Source organism: Aneurinibacillus sp. XH2, from assembly GCF_001439585.2.
GTDB lineage: Bacteria > Bacillota > Bacilli > Aneurinibacillales > Aneurinibacillaceae > Aneurinibacillus > Aneurinibacillus thermoaerophilus.
In genome coordinates this window covers 2,541,925-2,564,075 of sequence record NZ_CP014140.1, presented here as the reverse complement: position 1 = coordinate 2,564,075, position 22,151 = coordinate 2,541,925, and the positions used below count along the sequence as shown (strand labels likewise).

Sequence of the window (22,151 nt, the reverse complement as noted above, 5' to 3'; positions counted from 1 at the left end):
CAGCCTGTCTTGAAACGGCTTATAGTTCGAGTTGCGTTACGCTTGTAATCTCATTTAGTTCACCTAGCGTGTCCAGTACGTTCGGACTTACTTCCTTGTCGACAGTTAGAAGCATGATGGCTTGGCCGCCTACATCGCGACGTCCTACCTGCATGGTTGCGATGTTCACATCGTTGTCGCCAAGGATGGTACCTACGCGGCCAATGGCACCCGGACGGTCATTGTGATGGACAAGCAGCAGGTGTCCTTGCGGAACGAGGTCGATGGAATAGCCGTCAATTTTAACGATGCGCGGACCGTAGCCATTCAGCAGTGTACCGGACACGGTTCGTTCTTCCTGGCTCGTTTTCAGCGTAACTGTAATCAGGTTGCTGAATCCACTGCTGTATGTTGATTTTTGCTCAGTTACATGAATGTCACGGTTTTTCGCAAGAATCGGTGCGTTTACATAGTTTGCGGCCGAGCCGAGATGATAGGACAGAATGCCTTTCAGCGTCGTGCGCGTCAGAGCCGCCGTATCAATATCATTCAGCTCGCCGGAATAAGTAATGATTACTTCTTTCAAGCCGCCGACCGCAATCTGTGCGATAAAGGAACCGAGTTTTTCGTTCAGTTCAAAGTACGGCTTTACTTTTTCCATGACATTGGCCGGAATAGACGGTAGGTTCACCGCGTTTTTAAATGGCTCGTCATGTAGAATATGCAGAATTTCTTCAGATACGTCGATGGCAACGTTCTCCTGCGCTTCGACGGTAGACGCCCCAAGGTGCGGCGTCACAATGACTTGTGGCAATTTCAACAGCGGATTGTCCACGGGCGGTTCTTGTTCGAATACGTCGATGGCGGCGCCGGCAACCTTGCCCCTTACAATCGCTTCATACAGCGCTTTTTCGCTGATAATTCCGCCGCGGGCACAGTTAATGATGCGTACGCCGTCCTTCATTTTTTCAAATTGTTTCGTATTAATGAGATATTTTGTATCTTTTGTCAATGGAGTGTGGACTGTAATGAAATCGGCTTGCGTAATCACATCATCGAGCGTGCCGAATTTAACGCCCAATTTGTCGGCACGTTCTTGAGTCAGGAACGGATCGTATGCGATCACGCTCATATTAAACGCTTTAGCACGTTTTGCTACTTCAGCGCCAATTCGTCCCAGACCGATGATGCCCAGCACTTTTTTGTTCAATTCTACGCCCGTGAACGACTTGCGATCCCATTCGCCTTCTACCAGTTTTTTGTATGCTGGTGGAATACGGCGAGCCAAAGCCATAATCATTGCAAAAGTATGTTCTGCCGTAGAAATCGTATTTCCGTCCGGCGCATTGATGACAACGATCCCCGCATTTGTTGCAGCTGTCAGGTCGATGTTATCCACTCCAACCCCTGCACGGCCGATTGCTTTTAGTTTTTTACCTGCTTCAATAACAGCGGCCGTTACTTTTGTTTGACTGCGCACAAGCAGCGCGTCATATTCTCCGATAATATCGATCAGTTCCGCTTCGGAGAGTCCTGTCTTGCGGTCAACCTGAACGTCTTCCGCCTCCAGCAATTTTTGAATGCCAAATTCACTTAATGGGTCGCTTACTAATACTTTAAACATGTAATTTACACCTCCGCGGCGCTTGACGCCTTTTCCCCCTAGATATATTTTTGTACTAAAAAAACCTTTCGTGCTCACTACATTCCTGTAGTGAGGGACGAAAGGCTTTGTTTCGCGGTACCACCCTCATTCGCTACTGTCTCGCAACAGCAGCCTCGACCGGTTCTATACACGAGAACCGCAGCTTGTAACGGAGCATCCGTTCAGACCTACTTCTTTCGGTTCAGCCTGACAACTCAGGAGCGCTCAAACGGCAGGGGATTCACCGGTTCGCAGCGACCACCGGCTCTCTGAAGAATCACGTCTGCAGTTCCTCTCCGTCATTGTTGTTTTACGATATTGTTTGTTGTCTGAAAACAATTTATCACGAAAAAAGGATGGAGTCAAGTGTTTTTGGATTAAAAACTTAACATTCTTTATTAAAAAATTATTAATGTTCGGTTTTAGCCCGAATCTTTATTTTTATTCTACCAAGTTGTCGCTAGGATGTAAAGCTGTTTTATATCTCAAGAGTTTAAAAATGTAGAAAGCAAGTTTTATGATATTATTTGTTTCAGACGTGCGAAAATGGTGCCTGCATGATAAAGTTAAAGATAACTCGCAAGCTTTTCTTATTCATCAAAAAAAGGAGAAAGCACAATGGAGATTCGCAAATTGCGCGGCCATCATTTGTTGTGTGTGCACGGGTTTCAAGGCATGGGGTATAGCCCTTCTTTTATCAAGACGATGCGCGAAATGGTAGAATGTATTCGCGACCCGGAATGTGACATCCGGCTGGAAGTAACTATCGGATTTGATGAAGTATGTGGTGCTTGTCCCCATAAAGGACAAACGAAGTGTGAAGCGGGGGAAGATTCCGACCTTCATGTCAGACGGATGGATGCCAAAGTTATCCGCCATCTACATATTGAGCCGGAAAGAACATACAGTAAAAAATGGCTGGTACAGCGTACCGCGCAAATGGTGAAGCCGGATGATCTTGACTTCTTGTGCCTCGGTTGCTCATGGTTGTCTTACGGAGTCTGCAAGGAAGGCATTCGCCGACTCAAGGAAAGATATGGAGACACAGAAAAAGAATAAACTCCCGCTTAGCGGGAGTTTTCGTATGTACATATCGTTTATTTGTTTTCCGTGTAGCGGGCAAGGCATTCGTCAATAAGCTGAGCCGCTTTCTCTGGACCTTCCCAGCCTTCGATTTTCGTTTCTTTGTTTTCTAGGTCTTTATAGCGCTCGAAGAAGTGTGCGATTTCTTTCAATACATGACCTGGAACGTCGTCAAGCGATTTTACGCCATCCCAGCGTGGATCGTCAACAGGTACGCCTAACAGTTTTTCATCTTGGCCTTTGTCATCGGACATAACAAGCACGCCGATGATGCGGGTGGAGATGACACAACCTGGGAATGTCGGGAATGTGGTTAACACAAGCGCATCCAGCGGGTCTCCATCAAGCGCCAGCGTATTTTCTAGATATCCATACTCGGTAGGATAGTGCATTGGGGAGTATAGTACACGATCCAAGCGGAATACGCCTGCTTCTTTATCGTACTCATATTTGTTCTGGCTGCCAGCTGGAATTTCGACGAACACATCAACGACTTTGTTTTCGAATGCCATGAAAATTCCTCCTTTTTGTTCTGGGTTAGCTAGGTTAGTCCAACAAGGGATTCTGCTTCATTATAACAAGTTCTATGTTACAAGAAAAGCGTGTTGTAAGGAGAGAGAAGTAGGAATGAAACTTTTTATTGGATTTGTGGGAAGCCTGTTGATTGCCATAGTAGCATACCGGAAACGTTCGCTGTCGGCGAGCGGAGCTGTGGCTGTAGTAATTATAGGAACACTGATATACGCATTGAGCGATATCAAATGGTATGGTGTGTTGCTTGCATTTTTCATCTCTTCCAGTTTGTTATCGCATCGAAAGAAGGAAGCGAAGCAGGAGGTGGAGAGTTTATTTGCCAAAACTGGCACAAGGGATTTTATGCAAGTGTTTGCAAATGGTGGAGCAGGACTTGTGGCTATCCTTGGTGCATTTATTGCGGCGATGGAAGAAGGGTGGTATGCGTTTTATATCGGTTCGATCGCGGCGGTAACGGCGGATACGTGGGCAACGGAAATTGGTGTGCTGGCGAAAGGAAAGCCGCGCCATATTTTTACATGGCGCAAGGTAGACCCGGGAACGTCCGGTGGGGTGAGCGGGGCGGGACTTGCCGCTTCGTTTGCAGGCGGGACGTTTATTGGAGGCTGTGCCTGTCTGTTTTCCTTGCTTGCGCAAGAAGGGGTGAATGTCCATTATGTAGTGGCGGGAGCTGTAGGAGGTATGATCGGCAGTCTGATTGACAGCGCGGTCGGCGCGGCTTGGCAGCGGATGTACCGCTGTCAGATATGTGGCAAAGAAACGGAACGCAAGCTTCATTGCGGACGGGATACGATTGCAGTGAAAGGATACGCCTGGTGCACGAACGATGCGGTGAACGCGCTGGCGTCTATAGCCGGGGGGCTGACGGCGCTCATCATAACAGGATAAAAAAGAGACCTGCTCTTCGGAGAGAGCAGGTCTGCCGATTTTTCGATGGTTCGTTATTACAAATAAATTAGAAAAAGAACCATCGAAAAAAATGTCCAATCCCTTGAGAGAGGAGATTGGACAATCCTCTCTGTGATGAAGCATGTTGCTCCGCTTGTCATTGCCCTGTTAGTGGCGGCGTTTTATCATTTGTTCCTGTTCTTCTTGTGATAGAATACCTACCAAATACAAAAGCTTCACTACTTTTTCGATGCGTCCGGTTTTGCGTGTTTTTTTCATGAAGTACGCCTCCCGGCTGAACCATTTTATTAATTTTATTATACTCAATAGTTTTGACTGCGTGCAACATTTAGTTTTTACTCTATTGTGTTTAACCTTTACCATTCAGTCATTATGCGTTTTACAACATCCTTGATATATCAGTATTTTTTGTCTGTCAGGAAAAACTCTCGGGCGAAAAACGGTATGCCTCACCCAGAGGGTATGCCCTGTGAAGAAGCCCATTTTCAGTTTATGACCATGAGCTTTTTATGACATAAATTTTTTGCGCAAAAACCACCACATCCACCAAGAAAGCATGGACAGAAGTACGAAAATAACCAGTGTGGTATAGGGCGAATCTTGAAACGGGAGCGGTACGTTCATGCCGAAAAATCCTGTTATGAAGGTAAGCGGCAGCATAATGGTAGAAATCATGGTCAGGATGTTTAAGTTTTCCGTCGTCTTAGCGCTTACGATAGAATAATACGTATCAAGCGCGCTGTTTACTAAGTCTTTGAACGTTTCGGTCGAGTCGGCGATCCGTTCCAGGTGGTCTTTTAAGTCAATATAGAATGGAATATTCTCTTCTTGAATCGGAAATTGCCAATGACCGTTTATTGTAGCGAATACTCGTTTTTGCGGTAGAATGACGCGGCGGATCAAAATGAGTGTACGCTTAAGCGCGAGGAACTCTTCGGTGACAAGTTCCATATCGTATTCGTACATCTCGTCTTCGATTTCATCAATACGGATGCTTAGCCGGTCAAGAATCGGGAAGTATTCGTCCGTAATGCCGTCAATGATGGAATACAGCAAGTAATCTGCTCCACGGTTCATGTACTCTTTGCTTTTTAAACAGGCGGCCGCAATTCGACCGATGGAAGGCATGGGTCGTTTATGGATGGTTACGATGTAGTTCGGCCCCATAAATACGTTTAGCTCAAGGGTTGTAATCTCTGTGTCGCTTTCCTCATGGTAGCGCAGCGCATGGAATACGAAAAAATAGTAATCTTCGTAATTATCCACTTTTGCGCGCGGACTGTGTTGAAGGCAGTCCTCAATTGCCAGCGGGTGAAAGTTAAACAAATTGGCGATATATTGCAATTCCTGGTTGCTTGTATTAAACAGATCAATCCAGAGCAAGTCTTCGTTGGAATGCAGGAATTCGTTGATTTTATCCAAATCGACATCATGAATCATTTCCTGCTTGGAGTGGTTGTAAAAATACGTTTTAATCAAGAAAATCCCCTCCTTTGCCCTTTAATATATTGATATCATTGAAAGAACAAAAGAAGCCTCTCCCGCGCAAGATGACGCCAGGAGAGGCTTTTGTGCCCACAACAAATAGATGCATGCGAAAAAGCTTCGTATGCTTCCAGTATTCTCCTGGTTGAGCTTCGGCACAGAACAACGTAGAGTCACATGACTCAGCCACCTTAAGTAGAGCCTTAATCCGGCAATACCTGTTCTACCCATTGGCGTCTCTCGACGTTTCCGGGCAGTGGCCTATGTTTGAACTGGAGCCTCGCCTAACGAGAATGCATATGAATCTTTATGACATACTTAGGATATAGACAATTATTGCACTTGTCAATAATCTTTTTAACATCTCCATTTTACATATCTGTTGCAAAACTGGCTGGAGGAAAAGGAGAGAAAGTTTGCTCGTTCAAGAAAATAGCGGGATGAAGCGAGGGATTGAAGAGTTGAGAAGGGATATTAATTAAGATGGTGATAATATGCTGTCCATGAAACCGTGAGAGCCTAACCGGGAAATTGGTCAGGCTCGGATTTACGTTATGAGAGCTTGTTCGATGCAAAAAGCATTTTACTCTTCAACTTTGATTGAATCAGTCGGGCAACCTTCAGCTGCATCGCGAACGTCGTCTTGCAGAATGTCCGGGATTTCAGCTGTATTGGAGTTGTCATCCAATTTGTTGAAAGCCAAGCCTTCATCATCGTAATCGAATACATCAGGAGCGGTTGCGCCACAAGCTCCACAAGCGATACAAGTGTCTTTATCAACCCAAGTTGTCATTCTCTTCTCACCTCCAGAAATTCTGAGAAAAGACGTTGTCCATTTCTCATACCTCATTGTAAACATTGTATTCGTGAATATCAAGATGGTTGAAAAAAAATCGTGAAAGGGCACCAAAAACATCTTTTCTGCTCCACATGGCAGAATGATGGACTATAATTAGATTACAGTAATTACTTACCCGAAATCGGGGGATGAAATTATAACAATGAACATTCAATTTATGGAAGGGCTTTTTCTCCTTGCAGCGTCAAAGTTCCAGGGCGAAAGAACGCCGCAGGCAATCGTACATTTACTGAAAGGGCGGAAAAATAACCAGGTGATTGCAGACGCTGCTTTGTTCGGCGTATCCATGTTGTATGGAGCATTACACGCGTTTTCTGTGGAAGAAGTGAGGAGAATGCTGGACGATTTGATCGCGCGCGGCTGGCTCGGAGTGCGGCCGGGAAAGAAAGCGGGCGTCTTCTGTTTGCCGGCCGGCGAAGCCGCACTAATGAAAAGGGAGGCACGCTTCAGATATGAAGCCTGTTGCAGGTCCGTTTCGTCTGTTCATGAAAAAGTGCGTGCCGCACGCTTCTGGAAAAAACTCTCTCTTTTGATTCAGACGTTTTCATATTGGATTGCGGGAGAGACACTGTTTTATCCGGTGGTGGAACAGCGGGAACTTCAGTACGAAGTCAAGCGTGTAATAAAAACGTACCCGGACAAACTTGAGGCGGCACGCCGTATGAAAGAAGAAATGGTACGCTGGATGGAAGGATTGGCAGAAGAAGAGAGGATGCTTCTTTTGCGTCGTTTGAGCGGAAAGGCAAGAGCGGGACTAACGTATCGTCAGCTGGCCAGTATGCTTGATACGGCGGAAGGAGCGGTTGAGATGCACGTGCTTCGCTTGGCTGCCGAACAGTTGCGCCGCCTTAGTTCCGGAGCCTATCCGATGCTTGCAAAGGTAGCTGGAAGCCGTTCCGACGATGCCGCGCTTACGCAAACAGCCCGCTGGACGAAAGCGTTGCTTGCAGCGGGGTTCTCGCTGGAAGAAATTGTTCGTCAGCGTGGTTTGAAGCCCGGTACGATCGAAGATCACATTGTTGAAATTGCCATTGCCGATCCCGCTTTTGATATCCACCCATTTGTTTCTCCAGAGAAAGTGGAACGCATTCATGCGATTGTACGCGAAAAGGGTACAAAAAAAGTTGGGACGATTAAGCGTGAAGCGGGCGATTCTTACAATTATCTTGAAATTCGTCTTGCTTTGGTACGCGCTTCCCAAGGAGGAAGGTGAAACATCGTGAATGCGGCGGTAGACGAAGCATTGCGCACGGCCTTGAAGCGTTATTTTGGGTATGAAGAATTCAGGCCGGGCCAGTTGGAAGTTATGCGTTATCCGTTTGCGGGCGCGAACGCGCTTGGCATTTTAGCGACCGGAGGCGGGAAATCATTGTGTTACCAGCTTCCTGCGCTGGTGCTTCCCGGAATGACGGTCGTTGTTTCGCCGTTAATTTCACTGATGGCGGATCAGGTGCGGAATTTGCGTTGCCGGGGGATTCGGCACGCTGAATATATTAACAGCGCACTTTCTGCGCGAGAACAACGCTGGAAGCTGGCGCAAGTTATCGAGGGAAAAGTGAAAATCCTGTATGTTTCTCCAGAAAAATTGCAGCAAAACGATTTCATGGAGCAACTGGAACGCGTGCCTGTATCGCTGTTTGTAGTCGATGAGGCCCATTGTATTTCACAGTGGGGACACGATTTCCGCACGGATTACCAGCGTTTGCATTCATGTATCTGCAGGTTGGGCGCACCGCCGGTGCTAGCGCTGACGGCAACCGCTACAAGGGCCGTGCAGCAGGATATTTGCCGTGCGCTTTCGATTCCACATGAACATATCGTGCTTACATCGATTAATCGGGAGAATATTTGCTATGATGTTGCATTTTTGGGCGATGAACGGGAGAAGGAAGCAGCGATGTTGGACAAGTTGAGGACGCTTAAAGGACCTGGACTTGTCTATTTCCGCTCCCGAAGCGCGACAGAACGCGCGCACAAGCTGGCGCAGGAGCAGGGGATTGAGCGCTGTGCTGTTTATCATGGCGGTATGGGAGCAGAAGAAAGGTTGTTGATCCAGCAACAATTCCTTGGAAATGAACTGAATGTAATATTTGCGACGAACGCGTTCGGGATGGGCATTGACAAGCCCGATATCCGGTTTGTACTGCATTATCATATGCCTCCTGACATAGAGTCATATTTGCAAGAGGTCGGGCGCGCCGGAAGGGACGGACAATTAAGCTATGCCTGTCTTCTTTTTACACCGGATGACCATATTTTACCCGGCCAGTTGATTGCCGAGGAATATCCAAACGAGGTACAGATTCGAAATTTCTACGATGCTTTGTTCTCTGCTGATAGGCGGATGAAGGGGGTGTCTGAACAAGAGGCGCTTGCGGCATGGGGGCTGGAAGCGCAACAGCTTTCCATTTTGCTGTATCATATGGAACGTCTTGGATTGTTCAGAAGGTTGCGCCGAACAACGAATGGCTGGGAATGGGAAGGCGCAGATTCGCAACCGAAAAGCTTTCAGTCCCTGGCACAGATCGTTTTCCAGCGGCGTGCGGAGAGATACGAAAAGCTAGCAGAAATGCGACGTTGGGTGTCCAGTTCAGAATGTCGACGGCTTACGATTGGACGCTATTTTGCACAGGAGCATCGCGCGGCTTCGGGCAGTTGCTGCGACCGCTGCGGAATCGATATGACCCTTTATCAAGACGGGGAAGAGAGAGACAATATGTTAGAAGAAGCATGGGACTGGAGACAAGAGTTAGATAGTTTGCTTCCGGTTTCTCATGCGAATGGAAGTGACGAAAGATATGGATTCAAGATATACAAATTTAGATAGCCGGACATTGGCTTTAAATGTGTACATATCCCAGGCGATTTTATTTGCGCTCGGTCTTGCCGGGCTGTATTTTTTCTATATTCGCACCGGGGTGGACTGGACGCGTCCTTTTGCTTTGCAGGACGCAGCGGATGTATTCATATACGGCACATTGGCTGCGGTTTTGGTGATCGTCATAGAGGTTATTCTTATTTTGTTTTTGCCGCGTGATATGTTTGATGACGGCGGGCTTAACGAACTGTTGTTCCGTGATTTGTCTGTTGGGCATATTGCCATCGTATGCGCAGTGGTAGCGATAACGGAAGAGTTCTTGTTTCGTGCCGTTATTCAGCCTGGATTAGGAGTTTGGTGGACGAGCGTTTTATTTACACTCGTTCACGTACGCTATATGAAAAAATGGGTAATGATGACAGTGGTATTTGTCATCAGCGTACTGTTCGGCGTACTATTTGAGAAGACGGGAACCGTTTGGACGGTGGTATGGGCTCATTTTTTAGTAGATTTTGTTTTAGGATGCTTTGTGAGAAAAGGATGGTTTCTTGAGCGAAAGGAAGGAATTGGGACCGAAGGGTCGAATACGGAAGACAAGAATACAAACGGGGAGAATGAAGATGTCGATGAATAGGGAAAGACAAACCTCTACTGATCAGGCGGATTCGCTGCGGAAAATAGTGGCACAACAGCAAGGGGCACAGCTGGAAAAAGTGCCGACAGGAACGCTGCCGCCGCGCAGTACGATTCACAAGAAGCCCCCGTTGAATCTTACTCCTTACTATATCGGGGGAACTGTTCTTTTGTTGCTTGTAGCAGTGCTTTGTTTCTGGTGGTATGCGACAAGGAGTGTGCCGTCCGTCGCGCAACCGCGCCCGGAGGTAGGAAGTCAAACGCCTGCAAAGAAGGAATTGACATCTGTATCCGGAACAGCGGTATCCAAGCTGGAACCATCTCAGCAGGCCTCTCAATTTTCAGAGAAGCTTTCCGGTATGCAATCGTCGAAACCGCTGCCGGCTGCGCCGCCGAACGCGAACCAGGCGCCTAAATCCCCTTCTTCAGCGAAGGCGACTCCCGTCAATCCAAGCCAAACGCCGCCGAAAGCCAAGCCTGTGCAAGCAAAGGCAAAAGTGGAAACAGTCCATGCTTCAAAGAGTGCGCCGCCCTACAAAAAAAGACGGCTCCTGAGGCATAGGGTACAGCCGGGCGATACGTTGTACAAAATTTCCGTCATGTATTACGGAACAGGAAAATACCAGTTTTATTTGGCACGGTACAATGGTATCCGCAATACGAACAACGTATATGCGGGTTCAGTGATTAAAGTGCCGCTGCCTCCCCGTTAAAAAACAGACGCTTTTAGGCGCCTGTTTTTTCATTGAGTGGACAATGCCAGCGAGTTTTTCTCATTTTTGGATACACTACAGCGAAGAGGGAACTTTTATATAAGGAGGGACAATATGCCGCATATACGCAATCCGTTGATCGTACAGGCGGATCGTACACTGCTTCTCGAAGTGCGTCATCCGATGTACAGCGAAGTGCGGGATGCGCTTACTCCGTTTGCTGAACTGGTCAAAAGCCCTGATTATATTCACACGTATCGCTTGACGTCGCTTTCACTCTGGAATGCGGCCGCGCTTGGTTTAAGGGCGGAGACAGTACTCAGCGTGCTGAACAAGTACGCGAAATTTCCGGTTCCACCTTCTATCCGGGAAGAAATTACGCGGACGATGGGGCGTTTTGGGCAATTGCAATTGTTCGTGAGGGGCGGCGAGCTTGTGCTTGCGGCCGCCGAGCCGCGGATTATGGAAGAGATTATGAGCTATGTATCCATCGCTACTCTTGTCGGGCGACAGGTAAACGAATGTGAGGTTATAGTCCCGATCGCACAGCGCGGAATGATTAAGCAAACGCTGTTAAAGCTTGGATTTCCGGTGCAGGATATGGCAGGCTACACCGACGGAGAGCGGGTTACAATGGCCTTATGCGAGAAGAGAGGTTTTCAATTGCGGGACTATCAGAGAGCGGCGGTGGACGCGTTTTATGCCGGGGGAAGTGCCTCCGGCGGGAATGGTGTGGTTGTGCTTCCATGCGGTGCCGGCAAAACGTTGGTCGGTATCGATACAATGGTGCGCTTTGGCATGGCGACGCTTGTGCTGACAAGTAGTACTACTTCGGTTAGGCAATGGAAGAACGAAATTTTAGCTCGTACCACGCTTGCAGAAGAACAGGTCGGAACATACACGAGCCAGGAAAAACAGGTGCGCCCGGTTACGATTAGCACATACCAGATGATTACACATCGGGAGCCGGGCTCGGACGATTTTCCGCACTTGTCGCTGTTTCATAAACGCGACTGGGGATTGATTATATATGATGAAGTCCATTTGCTGCCCGCTCCTGTTTTCCGAATGACGGCTGACATTCAGGCTAAGCGCCGCTTGGGATTAACTGCCACGCTGGTGCGCGAAGACGGGCGGGCGGATGATGTATTTAGTTTGATCGGACCGAAAAAGTACGAATTGCCTTGGCGTCAATTGGAGGAACGGGGATTTATTGCGAGCGCAGTATGCATGGAAATTCGGGTGCCCCTTTCCGCTTCGCTGCGCGCAAAGTATACGGATTCTGGTGAGCGGCAGAAATTCCGGATCGCGGCGGAAAATCCGAGTAAAGTACCGGTCGTTAAAGAGGTGCTTAAGCAGCATCAGGGAGAACAGATTTTAGTCATCGGTCATTATGTTTCACAACTGGAAATGGTCGCGCGTGAAATTCAGGCTCCGCTTATTACTGGAAAGACACCGCAGGAAGAACGGGAGAAGCTGTACCGAAGGTTTAGGTGTGGCGATATCCCTACACTTGTTGTGTCGCGCGTCGCCAATTTTGCCGTCGATTTGCCGGATGCGAGCGTAGCGGTGCAAATTTCCGGCACTTTTGGCTCGCGTCAGGAGGAAGCGCAGCGCTTGGGGCGGATTTTGCGTCCGAAAAAGGATGGCCGGATTGCGCATTTTTATTCGCTCGTTTCCGCGAATTCGAAAGAAGAATATTATGCGCATAGAAGACAGATGTTCCTTATCGAACAAGGCTACCAGTATAACTTAAGGATATTAGAATCTTTGCCTTCATAAACCTTCTAAAAATCGCTCGAAATGGGAAGATGTTATGAATGCGAGAAGGAGAGATGGATGTATGTATGATTGCGCGATCATTGGCGGAGGGATTGCCGGGTTGCAGGCAGCCATTCAACTTGGGCGCTATATGCACCGGGTAGTGGTTATCGACGCGAAAGGTGGACGCTCAACTTTGGCAAGGCGATACGGCAACATTCTCGGGTTTCCCAATGGTGTAAGTGGCAGGGAATTGCGGGAGGCCGGACGGGCGCAGGCGCGGGAGATAGGCGTTGAGTTCATTGAAGGAAGGGTAAGCAGTGCACATAGGAGAGGCAAAAAGTTTGAACTTGTCATCGGCAATAATGAAAAAACTGTATCGGCGAAGCGGCTGCTTATTAGCACGGGGCTTACAGACCGGATTCCGGAAGATATCGAAGGTTTAAAGGAAGCGCTCGGTTTGGCTGTTTACGTTTGTCCGGATTGCGACGGTTACGAAATCCGCGGCTTGCGCACAGCTGTGCTAGGCGCGGGGAATACTGGCGCAGCCATGGCTTGCGTGCTGCGTTACTGGACAGATGATGTGACGTATATTAATCATGAACCGGAGAAAAGCCCCGTTTCGGAGCGCTGGAAAGAAAAATGCACAGAAGCGGGCGTGCGAATGGTGAACGGACCTATTCTTGAGGTGCGAAGCGAGACGGAGGACAAACTATCGGGCGTCCGACTGGCGGACGATCGGATGATTGAAGTAGAAAAAGGATTTATCGCTTTTGGTCATAAAGCTGAGTCTGATATCGCCACTATGCTTGGCGTAGAACGGTTGGAAAACGGACATATTCCGGTGGACGGCAGAACGAAAGTAACAAATATCAAGCATGTATGGGCAGCTGGTGATGTGGCGGCTCATTCCCAAATGCTCTCAGTGGCGATTGGCGACGGTGCCCAGGCGGCGATCTGGATTCATAAGAGCCTGCAGGAATGAGAACAGTTTCTGGATGTATACAAAATTTGGATGCTGATTCTGGCTCGGACTTTAGATTACAAATAAACTCCCTCCACTGCCAATGGCAACGAGGGAGTTTGTTTGCAATCTAAAACGGGACATAAGGTACTCACTTTATATTTCGTTTTTTTATTTTATCCTATTATCCCGCCTTCTTTTCCTTCTAAAAATGCTGCGAGCGGTTCGGCGAATAAATGCGTATCCAGTACTCCCGCCATATGACCGTGCGGACTGTCGATTTCATAGTACGACGCACACCCTCCTTGCCGATTCATGATTTCTACCACATGACGGCTATACTGCGGCGGGAATAACAAATCCGATGTGCACGGAATCATTAATACGCGCGCCTGAATTCGCCCCAGCGCCTCTTCAAGGGAAGCGAACCCACGGGCAATATCATGCATCATTGCGGCACGTGCGGTGTAAATATAATGATTGGCATCATATAAAGCCATACGTTCAGATACCGCTTTTTTAAACTTTTCTGTAAAAGGAGGGGCTTTGTCATAAGTAGAAATAACATCATGTTTCGCGTGGCGTGGAAAAGTTTCATCATACCATTCATAGTGGAAAGCAGCCAGGTGCATTAACTGGAGTCCCAAGCGCAGCCCATCCTCCGGCTCTTCTCCCGTTGCATACTGCCCGTTTTTCCACTTTGGATCAAGCGTAATCGCGTCGATTGCTGACTGCAAATAAGCGAGCGATGTAAGCACAGGTGTCTGCGCACCGCTGATGACCGCGATGCAGGCATCCATCATTTCCGGATAATGAACCGCCCAATTGAGCGCCTGCATTCCACCAGCGGATGGACCAAGCACCGCCACCAGCCGTTCAATGCCAAGCGAACGGATTAGTTCGCGCTGAATGCCTGCCATATCCCGGTAAGTAAAGCTTGGAAACGAAAGGCCATATTTTTCTCCTGTTTTTGGGTTAACTGTACTTGGCCCGGTTGTAATGACATGCGGATTTTTTAACTGGATATTACATAATGTGTCAGAACATATAACAAAGTATTCATTCGTATCGATCGCTTTATCAGGGCCAATGAGTCCATCCCACCAACCTGGTTCTGTATCTTCCGGACTGTATTTTCCAGCCGCATGGCTTGTCGCACTGAAAAAATGACAGACAAGAACCGCGTTGCTTTTTTCAGCGTTTAATTTACCGTATGTTTCAAATCCGATCGTTACCGGAATACTTTCCCCGCATTCTAAGCGGTAACTTTCCAATGAAAATGCCTGCTTTTTTATGTGTTCCATTGTCATGACGCGCAGCTCCTCCTTTTTTTGGCCTGTTCGCCGGTATAATTTTGTCGTCATTTCTATTATTATACAAGAGATGAAAAATAAGGGGACGCATTATAGAACATTTGCTATCCAAGCCGATGTTGCGGAGAAGTTTGGTGTTTTTTCTTATCTCTTATCTTGTTTATATGTAATATTTTGGTTTTTCCTCTTGTATAGTAGGGTATAGAAAAATACAGGCAAATTCACGATTTCATTTTGAGAAGAGTATGGTAAAATACAGAAGGATAGCGGCAGTTGAAGGGGGAAGACAATCTGGTGGATGACAGAAGCTGGGAAGAGTTCCTCATTCCTTACGAACAGGCAGTTGAGGAATTGAAAGTAAAATTTAGAGGTATTCGCAAAGAATTAAAAAAGAAAAATGAATATTCACCGATTGAATTCGTAACAGGTCGTATCAAAAAAATCTCAAGCATTCTAGAAAAGGCGCAAAAGCTTGGAATTCCGATGGACCGTCTGGAAGAAGTAGAGGATATTACAGGTATCCGGATCATGTGCCAATTTGTACAGGATATTGATCGTGTGGTAGAGCTTGTTCGCCAACGTAACGGCAAAGATATGACCATCGTCTACGAAAAAGACTATATAAAAAACCAGAAGCCGAGCGGCTATCGCAGCTATCATATTATCATTAAGTATCCTGTGCATACATCACAGGGTGAAAAAGAAATATTGGCCGAAATCCAAATACGAACGCTGGCGATGAATTTCTGGGCAACCATAGAGCATTCGTTAAACTATAAGTACGAAGGTAATATTCCCGAAGATATCAAAGAAAGGTTGCGAACAACAGCCGAAGCGGCGTATTTACTTGATACGGAGATGTCGGAAATCCGTGACGAAATCCGAGATGCTCAGCAAATGTTCGAATACAAATCAAATATCGTCTCTCGCATTTTGCAGGGGATTCAAAGTTTGTATCAGCGCGGGTTTGTGGTGGAAGCGACAGAGTTTCAAAACCAGTTCCGCCGGATGCGGGCGCGGGGTGATGTGGTAGAGCTCAGGCAGCTTTCCCGCACCATTCAGGCAAAGTTGCAAGAAGTCGAAACACTCGACTGATGTCGGGTGTTTTTTATCGTATTATCGGATGTTCCCGATTCGTGTTCAACCATTTCCTCGCTTTGTGGAATGATGCCTTGGCCGATGTATCATGGTCGGAATTTCGCCGGATGCTGGAATACAAAGTGGAATGGTACGGACGTACAATCAACAGTGGTGGGAGTGTTCAATTTTTGATAAAAGAATATAGAAAAGAGGGGAGATGATCATACTAAAAAGAAATACATTTTTATGCATACATATAGGAAGGTGGGTAGGCAATGAACCGCGATGAAAGGAAAGAGTATTGTGAAGACGAACCGAATTCGTACGGCGCGGGCATGCTTGTTTCGTTTATCATCGGAGCGCTTATTGCTATCGCAATGGTGTGGGGGATTTCGCGGCTAGAATTATGAAATTCTAGCCTTGCGTTTATGTCTCTGTCTCATATTTTTTCTTCTCCCACCTTGTACCTTGCTTTCACTCCATGTTATCATTAAAAAAGTCGCATAATATTTTTGAACAAAAGAGGATCATGCAACGTATTGTAATACTACCACCGAATTTGCGGAGGGAGGGGTCATAATGCGCGTTGAACGTCTGAATCAGGATAAAATAAGAATCTTTTTAACATTCGATGACCTGATGGAACGAGGAATTGAAAAGGATGATATGTGGCGTGACATTCCAAAAGTGCACGAACTTTTCAATGATATGATGAATCAGGCTCAAGACGAAGTGGGGTTTACGGTTAATGGACCCGTGGCAGTCGAAGTATTCTCCCTGCCGGCCCAGGGTATGGTTGTTATTGTAACGCGCGGCAAGACCGAGGTACATGATGACATGGATGATATGGACTACGATGACATATATGAAATGCAGGTCACATTGGAAGAAAGTGAAGATATTGTGTATGTATTTCAGGACTTCGAGCATTTGATTGCGCTTGCGCATCGCGTTAACGCCAAATTGATTGACGGCGGCAGCGCGTACGCGTACAACGGGCGCTATTACCTTGTGTTCGAAGAAATCGATCTACCTCGAGATGAATACAATGATTTCATAGCTTTGCTATCGGAGTACGGCGAAGCTTCCACCCTAACTAAGCACGTCTTACAAGAATACGGAAAAGTAATTGTAGATGGAGATGCGGTGAAAGTTTTCTGCCGATATTTCAGCTGATTGTGCATAAAAAGCGAAGCGCATGGCATGTTTCCATGCGCTTTTCTTATCTTTATAAAAATAATGAAGGCTGGCACTATTTGTAGGTGCCAGCCAAGTTTTTATACAGTAAGATTATTTTGTAAGTTTAACGGCATTTTTCTCGCCGCGTTTTACGTGCGAGCCAGGTGTCACGATAACTTTTTCACCGGAAAGGTTTGTGAAAATAATCGGTGTAATCGTTGACGGTACTTTGCCTTTGATTTCATTTAAGTTTACACGAAGCAAAGGTTGTCCGGCTTTGACTTTCGCACCCTGTTCCACAAGCGCTTCAAAGCCTTCTCCTTGCAATTTGACCGTGTCGATTCCGAAGTGAATCAGAACTTCGCGACCATTGTCAGCCAGAAGGCCGACCGCATGCTTCGTCGGGAATAGCGTAGTAACCGTTCCGTCTATCGGTGATACGACTTCTCCGTTATCCGGCTCAATCGCGAAACCATCGCCCATCATTTTTTGTGAGAAGACTTGATCAGGTACATCTTTCAGGTCTACCACTTTCCCATCGATTGGCATAATAAATGCAGCTTCTGTGTTTTCGCCCGATAGTGACGCATCTACAGGAAGTGGCGCTACTTCTTCTACATAAACAGGTTCTGTTGGGATTTTACCTGCCATTATATCCTTAATTTGTTCTTTCAACTGGTCGGACTTTGGACCGAAGATGGCTTGAATGTTATTGCCAACTTCGAGTACGCCAGCCGCACCAAGTTGCTTTAGTTTTTCCTTGTCCACTTTTTTAATGTCATTCACAGATACGCGTAAGCGTGTAATGCATGCATCTAAATGCTTGATGTTTTCTTTTCCACCAAGTCCTGCCAATACGCCAGTCGCAAAACGATTTGCGGATGCGTTCTCTTGCTTGGTTGTTTCTTCTCCTTCACGTCCGGGTGTTTTTAAATTCCATTTGCGAATGGCAATACGGAACCCGAAGTAGTAAATGACAGAGAATACAAGACCTACCGGAATGACTAACCACCAGTCAGTGCGATTTTGGATAATCCCAAGCAGGATATAGTCAATGACACCTCCGGAGAATGTTAGCCCGATTTTTACATTCAGGAGATGCATAACCATGAATGAAAGACCGGCAAACACTGCATGTATCGCAAACAAAACAGGGGCAACAAATAAGAATGTAAACTCGATTGGCTCTGTAATCCCTGTTAGAAATGACGTTAGTGCCGCAGAACTTAAAATACCGCCAACGAGTGCGCGTTTCTCAGGACGCGCTTCATGGTACATTGCCAGTGCGGCGGCCGGAAGTCCGAACATCATGAAGGGGAATTTTCCTGTCATGAATGTACCGGCTGTAAGTTCTACACCGTCTTTCAATTGAGCGAAGAAGATTTTTTGATCCCCATGAACGACCTGGCCCGCTTTGTCCACATATTCACCGAATTCGAACCAGAACGGTGCATAGAAAATATGATGGAGTCCGAATGGAATTAAAGAACGCTCAATTAGACCGAAAACAAAGGCTGCGAGTGTTCGATTCGAATCGATCATGCTGTGCGAGAATGTGTTCAGTGCATTTTGAATCGGCGGCCATACAAAAATCATGATAATGCCCAGCACAAGAGCGGAAGCAGCTGTCACAATTGGTACAAAGCGTTTTCCGGCAAAGAATCCTAAAAATTGGGGGAGTTCAATGTTGGAGTATTTTTTATACATAAAGGCAGCCAACAGACCGATGATAATTCCACCGAATACGCCAGTTTGTAAGGTAGGAATACCCATCACCATGGCATACCCTTTGCTTTGTGTTATTGTTTCAGGCGTTACATTCAGGAGAACCCCCATTGTCTTGTTCATGACTAGAAAACCGATAATGGCAGCGATTCCGGCTACGCCTTCACCGCCTGCCAGGCCAACGGCAACACCAACGGCAAAAAGCAGGGCCAAATTGCCGAAGATAACATCTCCAGCTTGCTCCATCACCTTGAAAACCATCTGGAAGGCTGGTGATGCTAAGAATGTAAGCCTTTCCAATAATGACGGATTTTGCAGTGCGTTACCGAGACCTAGCAAAATACCGGCAGCAGGCAAAATGGCAACAGGAAGCATGAGTGATTTACCAACTTGTTGCAATACGCCAAAAGCCTTCTTAAACATGCTTATGTTCCTCCTTTTCCTTTACACGGATGCCACCACGCAAAAAAGGGCATGAGCAATAGAAAGTAGGTAGAATATACAGATACTGTTCCATAAAAAAACAGTGATATATTCTACATGCTTTCCATTACTCATGCCTGGTCGAACACAGTAACACGTCATGGATCGTGTAAATGATTTTTAGTGTGAAGTTTTTGAATCCGTTTTCAAAAGCGAACTCGGGCGCTTTATGAAAAATAATATAGTACAGGCTTTCTTTTTTTGCAATTACTTTTTAATGTAATTGACGTAATTGACAGATTTTACGTATAAACTTTATAGTAAACATGTATTATCATTTATAGGAAATTTATCCATGAACGTGGGGTGAAAAACATATAAGAGGGATAAAGTAAGTCTCGTTATAATTGTGGGAGACAGGAAAAAGAAAAGCTGAATACGGGCACATGCTGCTATGAAGATGGATTTTTTAGCTACTTCAATATATGAAAAGTAAGGGTGAGCGTGATGCGAAAAATAGCGGAGGAACCATTCTGTACAGCAGCCGTTGTGAAGCATTCAAAACGGATGAAGGACAGCAGCAAGGAATTGAACAGCTTCGTGCAAAAGGCATTGAAGGGCTTGTTGTTATCGGGGGAGATGGTTCTTTTCGAGGTGCACAAAAACTTTCCGAAAAAGGGTTACCGACAATCGGAATTCCGGGTACCATTGACAACGACATTCCGGGAACAGAGACGACGCTTGGATTTGACAGACAGAAGGAGGCTATTTGGTGAATAAACAAATTACGTTTGACTACAGTAAAGCGCGGGAGTTTTTCACACGGCATGAACTGGAATATATGGAACCGGACGTGCGCCGGGCGCATGACATGCTTCATGGGAAAACGGGGGTAGGCCATGAATATACAGGCTGGGTAGATTGGCCGCACTCCTACGATCGAGAAGAATATAAGCGCCTAAAACAAGCGAGTGCAAATATTCGCGAGAAGGCAGATATGCTGATTGTTATCGGTATCGGTGGTTCCTATCTGGGGGCGAGGGCCGCTTTGGAAATGTTACGCCCAGCTTTCTATAACCAGCTGCCAAAAGAACAGCGGAAAGGACCGAAAATTTATTTTGTCGGCAACCATATGAGTGCGGCGTATACGGCTCAGCTTTTGCAGATGGTACAGGACAAGGAAGTATACGTAAACGTGATTTCGAAGTCCGGTACGACGCTGGAACCGGCCATTGCGTTTCGTTTGTTCCGCAACTTACTAGAGAAGCGCTATGGTAAAGAAGGAGCAAGACAACGGATTATTGCGACGACGGATAAAGCAAAGGGTGCGCTGAAACAACTGGCGGAGCAAGAAGGATACGAAACATTCGTCGTACCGGATGAGATTGGCGGGCGTTATTCCGTGTTAACATCGGTAGGTCTATTGCCAATCGCGGTAGCCGGAATTGACACTGACGACATGCTGAGAGGAGCCGCTGACGCAGTTAAGCTGTACAGCCAGCTAGATATGAACGTCAACGCTGCATACCAGTACGCGGCCATTCGTAATATTTTTTACAGCAAAGGAAAAAGCATTGAGCTGCTCGTAAACTATGAGCCTTCTTTGCAGTATGTTGCGGAATGGTGGAAGCAATTATTCGGGGAAAGTGAAGGAAAAGATGGGAAGGGGTTATTTCCGGTCAGCATGAATTTTACTACCGATCTACACTCGCTCGGACAGTACGTGCAGGATGGACGACGTGATATGTTTGCAACAACCCTCTGGATAGAGACACCGCATACGCAGCTTGCGATTCCGGAATCAAGCGATGATCTTGATGGGCTGAATTACCTTGTGGATAAAACAATGCATGAGGTAAACGAAAAAGCGTGTGAGGGTACAATGCTTGCCCATACGGAGGGCGGCGTACCGAATTTGAAGATTAACATTCCGGAAGCAACACCTTACTATTTTGGTCAACTTGTTTATTTCTTTGAAAAAGCATGTAGCATTAGCGGTTATGTGCTTGGGGTCAATCCGTTTGATCAACCGGGTGTAGACGCATATAAAAAAAATATGTTTGCTTTGCTTGGAAAGCCGGGCGCAAAGTAAGCGGAAGAAAGCAAAATCATTGCGTTCTCTGTGGGCCATGTTTTACAATGCATTCATCAGAATGAGGAGACGAGGAGACAAGGATGAAGTGGTATGGGCAATGGAAAACGTTATGAGATTAAACGTGTATTAAACAATAACTCGCTAGTTGCCCGTGATGAGCAAAAACGGGAAGTAGTTCTGTTAGGCAAAGGCATCGGCTTTCAGAAAGCCAAAGGGGAAATCATTACTAGCCAAGCAGCTATTGAGAAAGTTTTCGTTCTTTCTACAGAAGAAAATAAAGAGCGAGTAATATGCATGTTTTCAGAAGCGGACGAAGATGTAATTCGAGTGGTGAATGAATATGTTCAATATCTAGAAAAAAAGCTGGATAAGAAAATGAGCGATTGGTTTATGTTGGCATTGATGGATCATATTTCATTTGCGGTGAAGCGGTTGCGGCAGGGAATCCAGATTCATAATCCGTTTTTACATGAAGTACGCAGCCTGTATGCCTACGAATATGAACTGGCTCGCGAAGGAGTATGTATGCTGGAAGAAGGGTTGAATATGACCATTCCTGATGATGAAATCGGTTTCATTGCTCTGCATCTACACAGTGTTCGCGAAAATCAGAGTTTAAGCAGAATCAATCGTTCCTCTATGTTAATTTCCCGTCTGGTTCAGACTATTGAATCTGAACTGGAGATTGAAATCGATAAAACGTCTTTTGATTATGCCCGTTTGCTTACGCATTTACGGTTTGCCATTCAACGGGCGGAAGAAGGAATTGGCCTCGGTGAGAACCATCCATTGAGCGAATTGTTGCGTAAAGAATATCCGATATGTTATAGTTTAAGTTATAAGTTGGTAAAAATTATGCAGAATGAGCTACAATTAACCGTTCCAGAAGCTGAAGCAAGTTATTTAACCTTACACATTCAGCGAATGATTAATCATGTTACAACTCCATAAAA

Annotated in this window: 20 protein-coding genes, 1 pseudogene, 1 riboswitch and 1 other annotated feature; of the genes and pseudogenes, 15 read left to right on the top strand and 6 right to left on the bottom strand. The window is 46.3% G+C overall.

Features of this window, described 5'->3' with window-relative positions; translation table 11 throughout:
• Positions 1–19: 19 nt before the first annotated feature.
• Positions 20–1,603 (bottom strand): phosphoglycerate dehydrogenase, encoded by a 1,584-nt coding sequence (gene serA / locus ACH33_RS12635; RefSeq protein ID WP_057899348.1) that lies wholly within the window; start codon positions 1,601–1,603, stop codon positions 20–22.
• Positions 1,604–1,693: 90 nt separating this feature from the next.
• Positions 1,694–1,936 (bottom strand) — a binding site (T-box leader).
• 306 nt (positions 1,937–2,242) lie between these two features.
• On the opposite strand from serA, the gene ACH33_RS12630 reads away from it, so the two are divergent.
• On the top strand, positions 2,243–2,683 hold the full coding sequence (locus ACH33_RS12630) for a DUF1284 domain-containing protein (protein ID WP_057899347.1): 441 nt from the start codon (positions 2,243–2,245) through the stop codon (positions 2,681–2,683).
• A 38-nt stretch (positions 2,684–2,721) separates the two neighbouring features.
• Here ACH33_RS12630 and ACH33_RS12625 read toward each other — a convergent pair whose 3' ends face one another.
• Complete coding sequence (locus tag ACH33_RS12625; protein WP_057899346.1) at positions 2,722–3,219, bottom strand: inorganic diphosphatase; 498 nt, start codon at positions 3,217–3,219, stop codon at positions 2,722–2,724.
• Between the two features lie 115 nt (positions 3,220–3,334).
• Here ACH33_RS12625 and ACH33_RS12620 point away from each other — a divergent pair, with 115 nt between their 5' ends.
• A complete protein-coding gene (locus tag ACH33_RS12620; protein WP_057899345.1) occupies positions 3,335–4,129 on the top strand; it encodes a DUF92 domain-containing protein in 795 nt (264 codons plus the stop codon).
• Positions 4,130–4,657: 528 nt separating this feature from the next.
• On the opposite strand, the gene ACH33_RS12615 is transcribed toward ACH33_RS12620, so the two are convergent.
• Positions 4,658–5,629: a magnesium transporter CorA family protein gene (locus ACH33_RS12615; protein ID WP_057899344.1), complete on the bottom strand. Its 972-nt coding sequence runs from the start codon at positions 5,627–5,629 to the stop codon at positions 4,658–4,660.
• A 137-nt stretch (positions 5,630–5,766) separates the two neighbouring features.
• Positions 5,767–5,934, bottom strand: a riboswitch (M-box (ykoK) riboswitch).
• Between the two features lie 284 nt (positions 5,935–6,218).
• On the bottom strand, positions 6,219–6,428 hold the full coding sequence (locus ACH33_RS12605) for a ferredoxin (RefSeq protein ID WP_057900372.1): 210 nt from the start codon (positions 6,426–6,428) through the stop codon (positions 6,219–6,221).
• Between the two features lie 208 nt (positions 6,429–6,636).
• Between ACH33_RS12605 and ACH33_RS12600 the strand changes: the two genes are divergently transcribed.
• The 6 genes from ACH33_RS12600 to ACH33_RS12575 all read left to right on the top strand — a co-directional run bounded on the left by ACH33_RS12600 (position 6,637) and on the right by ACH33_RS12575 (position 13,404).
• Positions 6,637–7,707 (top strand): YpbB family protein, encoded by a 1,071-nt coding sequence (locus tag ACH33_RS12600; RefSeq protein WP_057899342.1) that lies wholly within the window; start codon positions 6,637–6,639, stop codon positions 7,705–7,707.
• A 6-nt stretch (positions 7,708–7,713) separates the two neighbouring features.
• The gene (locus ACH33_RS12595) at positions 7,714–9,321 is read left to right on the top strand and encodes a RecQ family ATP-dependent DNA helicase (RefSeq protein ID WP_057899341.1); all 1,608 of its coding nucleotides are present in this window, start codon (positions 7,714–7,716) and stop codon (positions 9,319–9,321) included.
• Positions 9,293–9,946 (top strand): CPBP family intramembrane glutamic endopeptidase, encoded by a 654-nt coding sequence (locus ACH33_RS12590; RefSeq protein WP_057899340.1) that lies wholly within the window; start codon positions 9,293–9,295, stop codon positions 9,944–9,946. Before ACH33_RS12595 ends, ACH33_RS12590 begins: the two co-directional genes overlap by 29 nt.
• Positions 9,933–10,658, top strand: coding sequence for a LysM peptidoglycan-binding domain-containing protein (locus tag ACH33_RS12585; protein WP_057899339.1), 726 nt, complete (start codon positions 9,933–9,935; stop codon positions 10,656–10,658). The genes ACH33_RS12590 and ACH33_RS12585 overlap by 14 nt, the downstream gene beginning before the upstream one ends.
• Before the next feature lie 114 nt (positions 10,659–10,772).
• Complete coding sequence (locus ACH33_RS12580; RefSeq protein WP_057899338.1) at positions 10,773–12,440, top strand: DNA repair helicase XPB; 1,668 nt, start codon at positions 10,773–10,775, stop codon at positions 12,438–12,440.
• Between the two features lie 61 nt (positions 12,441–12,501).
• Positions 12,502–13,404: an NAD(P)/FAD-dependent oxidoreductase gene (locus tag ACH33_RS12575; RefSeq protein ID WP_057899337.1), complete on the top strand. Its 903-nt coding sequence runs from the start codon at positions 12,502–12,504 to the stop codon at positions 13,402–13,404.
• A 155-nt stretch (positions 13,405–13,559) separates the two neighbouring features.
• Here the strand turns inward: ACH33_RS12575 and ACH33_RS12570 are convergent, their stop codons facing one another.
• Positions 13,560–14,687 carry an alpha/beta fold hydrolase gene (locus ACH33_RS12570; RefSeq protein ID WP_057900371.1) on the bottom strand — a complete coding sequence of 376 codons (1,128 nt, stop codon included), beginning with the start codon at positions 14,685–14,687 and terminating at the stop codon, positions 13,560–13,562.
• Between the two features lie 303 nt (positions 14,688–14,990).
• On the opposite strand from ACH33_RS12570, the gene ACH33_RS12565 reads away from it, so the two are divergent.
• The 4 genes from ACH33_RS12565 (at position 14,991) to ACH33_RS12560 (ending at position 16,952) form a co-directional block, all read left to right on the top strand.
• Entirely contained in the window at positions 14,991–15,791 is an 801-nt protein-coding gene (locus ACH33_RS12565) for a GTP diphosphokinase (protein WP_057899336.1), read from the top strand.
• Positions 15,791–15,997, top strand: a complete 207-nt coding sequence (locus ACH33_RS20585; protein WP_082706048.1) for a helix-turn-helix domain-containing protein — start codon at positions 15,791–15,793, stop codon at positions 15,995–15,997. Before ACH33_RS12565 ends, ACH33_RS20585 begins: the two co-directional genes overlap by 1 nt.
• A gap of 54 nt (positions 15,998–16,051) precedes the next feature.
• Entirely contained in the window at positions 16,052–16,186 is a 135-nt protein-coding gene (locus ACH33_RS20385; RefSeq protein ID WP_257721572.1) for a hypothetical protein, read from the top strand.
• A 169-nt stretch (positions 16,187–16,355) separates the two neighbouring features.
• Positions 16,356–16,952 (top strand): genetic competence negative regulator, encoded by a 597-nt coding sequence (locus ACH33_RS12560; RefSeq protein ID WP_057899335.1) that lies wholly within the window; start codon positions 16,356–16,358, stop codon positions 16,950–16,952.
• A gap of 114 nt (positions 16,953–17,066) precedes the next feature.
• On the opposite strand, the gene ptsG is transcribed toward ACH33_RS12560, so the two are convergent.
• Complete coding sequence (gene ptsG, locus ACH33_RS12555; protein ID WP_057899334.1) at positions 17,067–19,103, bottom strand: glucose-specific PTS transporter subunit IIBC; 2,037 nt, start codon at positions 19,101–19,103, stop codon at positions 17,067–17,069.
• A gap of 485 nt (positions 19,104–19,588) precedes the next feature.
• On the opposite strand from ptsG, the pseudogene ACH33_RS12550 reads away from it, so the two are divergent.
• From ACH33_RS12550 to glcT, 3 genes and pseudogenes are all read left to right on the top strand, one after another.
• Positions 19,589–19,855: pseudogene (locus tag ACH33_RS12550) on the top strand (6-phosphofructokinase); the annotation flags it as partial.
• A 20-nt stretch (positions 19,856–19,875) separates the two neighbouring features.
• Positions 19,876–21,195, top strand: coding sequence for a glucose-6-phosphate isomerase (locus ACH33_RS12545; protein ID WP_057899332.1), 1,320 nt, complete (start codon positions 19,876–19,878; stop codon positions 21,193–21,195).
• Positions 21,196–21,288: 93 nt separating this feature from the next.
• Positions 21,289–22,149: a glucose PTS transporter transcription antiterminator GlcT gene (glcT, locus tag ACH33_RS12540; protein ID WP_057899331.1), complete on the top strand. Its 861-nt coding sequence runs from the start codon at positions 21,289–21,291 to the stop codon at positions 22,147–22,149.
• Positions 22,150–22,151 lie beyond the last annotated feature (2 nt).

Excerpts from the sequence above, each read along its gene's own strand:
- serA (WP_057899348.1), bottom strand. The coding sequence starts at position 1,603 with ATGTTTAAAGTATTAGTAAGCGACCCATTAAGTGAATTTGGCATTCAA.
- ACH33_RS12630 (WP_057899347.1), top strand. The coding sequence starts at position 2,243 with ATGGAGATTCGCAAATTGCGCGGCCATCATTTGTTGTGTGTGCACGGG.
- ACH33_RS12625 (WP_057899346.1), bottom strand. The coding sequence starts at position 3,219 with ATGGCATTCGAAAACAAAGTCGTTGATGTGTTCGTCGAAATTCCAGCT.
- ACH33_RS12620 (WP_057899345.1), top strand. The coding sequence starts at position 3,335 with ATGAAACTTTTTATTGGATTTGTGGGAAGCCTGTTGATTGCCATAGTA.
- ACH33_RS12605 (WP_057900372.1), bottom strand. The coding sequence starts at position 6,428 with ATGACAACTTGGGTTGATAAAGACACTTGTATCGCTTGTGGAGCTTGT.
- ACH33_RS12600 (WP_057899342.1), top strand. The coding sequence starts at position 6,637 with ATGAACATTCAATTTATGGAAGGGCTTTTTCTCCTTGCAGCGTCAAAG.
- ACH33_RS12590 (WP_057899340.1), top strand. The coding sequence starts at position 9,293 with ATGGATTCAAGATATACAAATTTAGATAGCCGGACATTGGCTTTAAAT.
- ACH33_RS12585 (WP_057899339.1), top strand. The coding sequence starts at position 9,933 with ATGTCGATGAATAGGGAAAGACAAACCTCTACTGATCAGGCGGATTCG.
- ACH33_RS12580 (WP_057899338.1), top strand. The coding sequence starts at position 10,773 with ATGCCGCATATACGCAATCCGTTGATCGTACAGGCGGATCGTACACTG.
- ACH33_RS12575 (WP_057899337.1), top strand. The coding sequence starts at position 12,502 with ATGTATGATTGCGCGATCATTGGCGGAGGGATTGCCGGGTTGCAGGCA.
- ACH33_RS12570 (WP_057900371.1), bottom strand. The coding sequence starts at position 14,687 with ATGGAACACATAAAAAAGCAGGCATTTTCATTGGAAAGTTACCGCTTA.
- ACH33_RS20585 (WP_082706048.1), top strand. The coding sequence starts at position 15,791 with ATGTCGGGTGTTTTTTATCGTATTATCGGATGTTCCCGATTCGTGTTC.
- ACH33_RS20385 (WP_257721572.1), top strand. The coding sequence starts at position 16,052 with ATGAACCGCGATGAAAGGAAAGAGTATTGTGAAGACGAACCGAATTCG.
- ACH33_RS12560 (WP_057899335.1), top strand. The coding sequence starts at position 16,356 with ATGCGCGTTGAACGTCTGAATCAGGATAAAATAAGAATCTTTTTAACA.
- ptsG (WP_057899334.1), bottom strand. The coding sequence starts at position 19,103 with ATGTTTAAGAAGGCTTTTGGCGTATTGCAACAAGTTGGTAAATCACTC.
- glcT (WP_057899331.1), top strand. The coding sequence starts at position 21,289 with ATGGGCAATGGAAAACGTTATGAGATTAAACGTGTATTAAACAATAAC.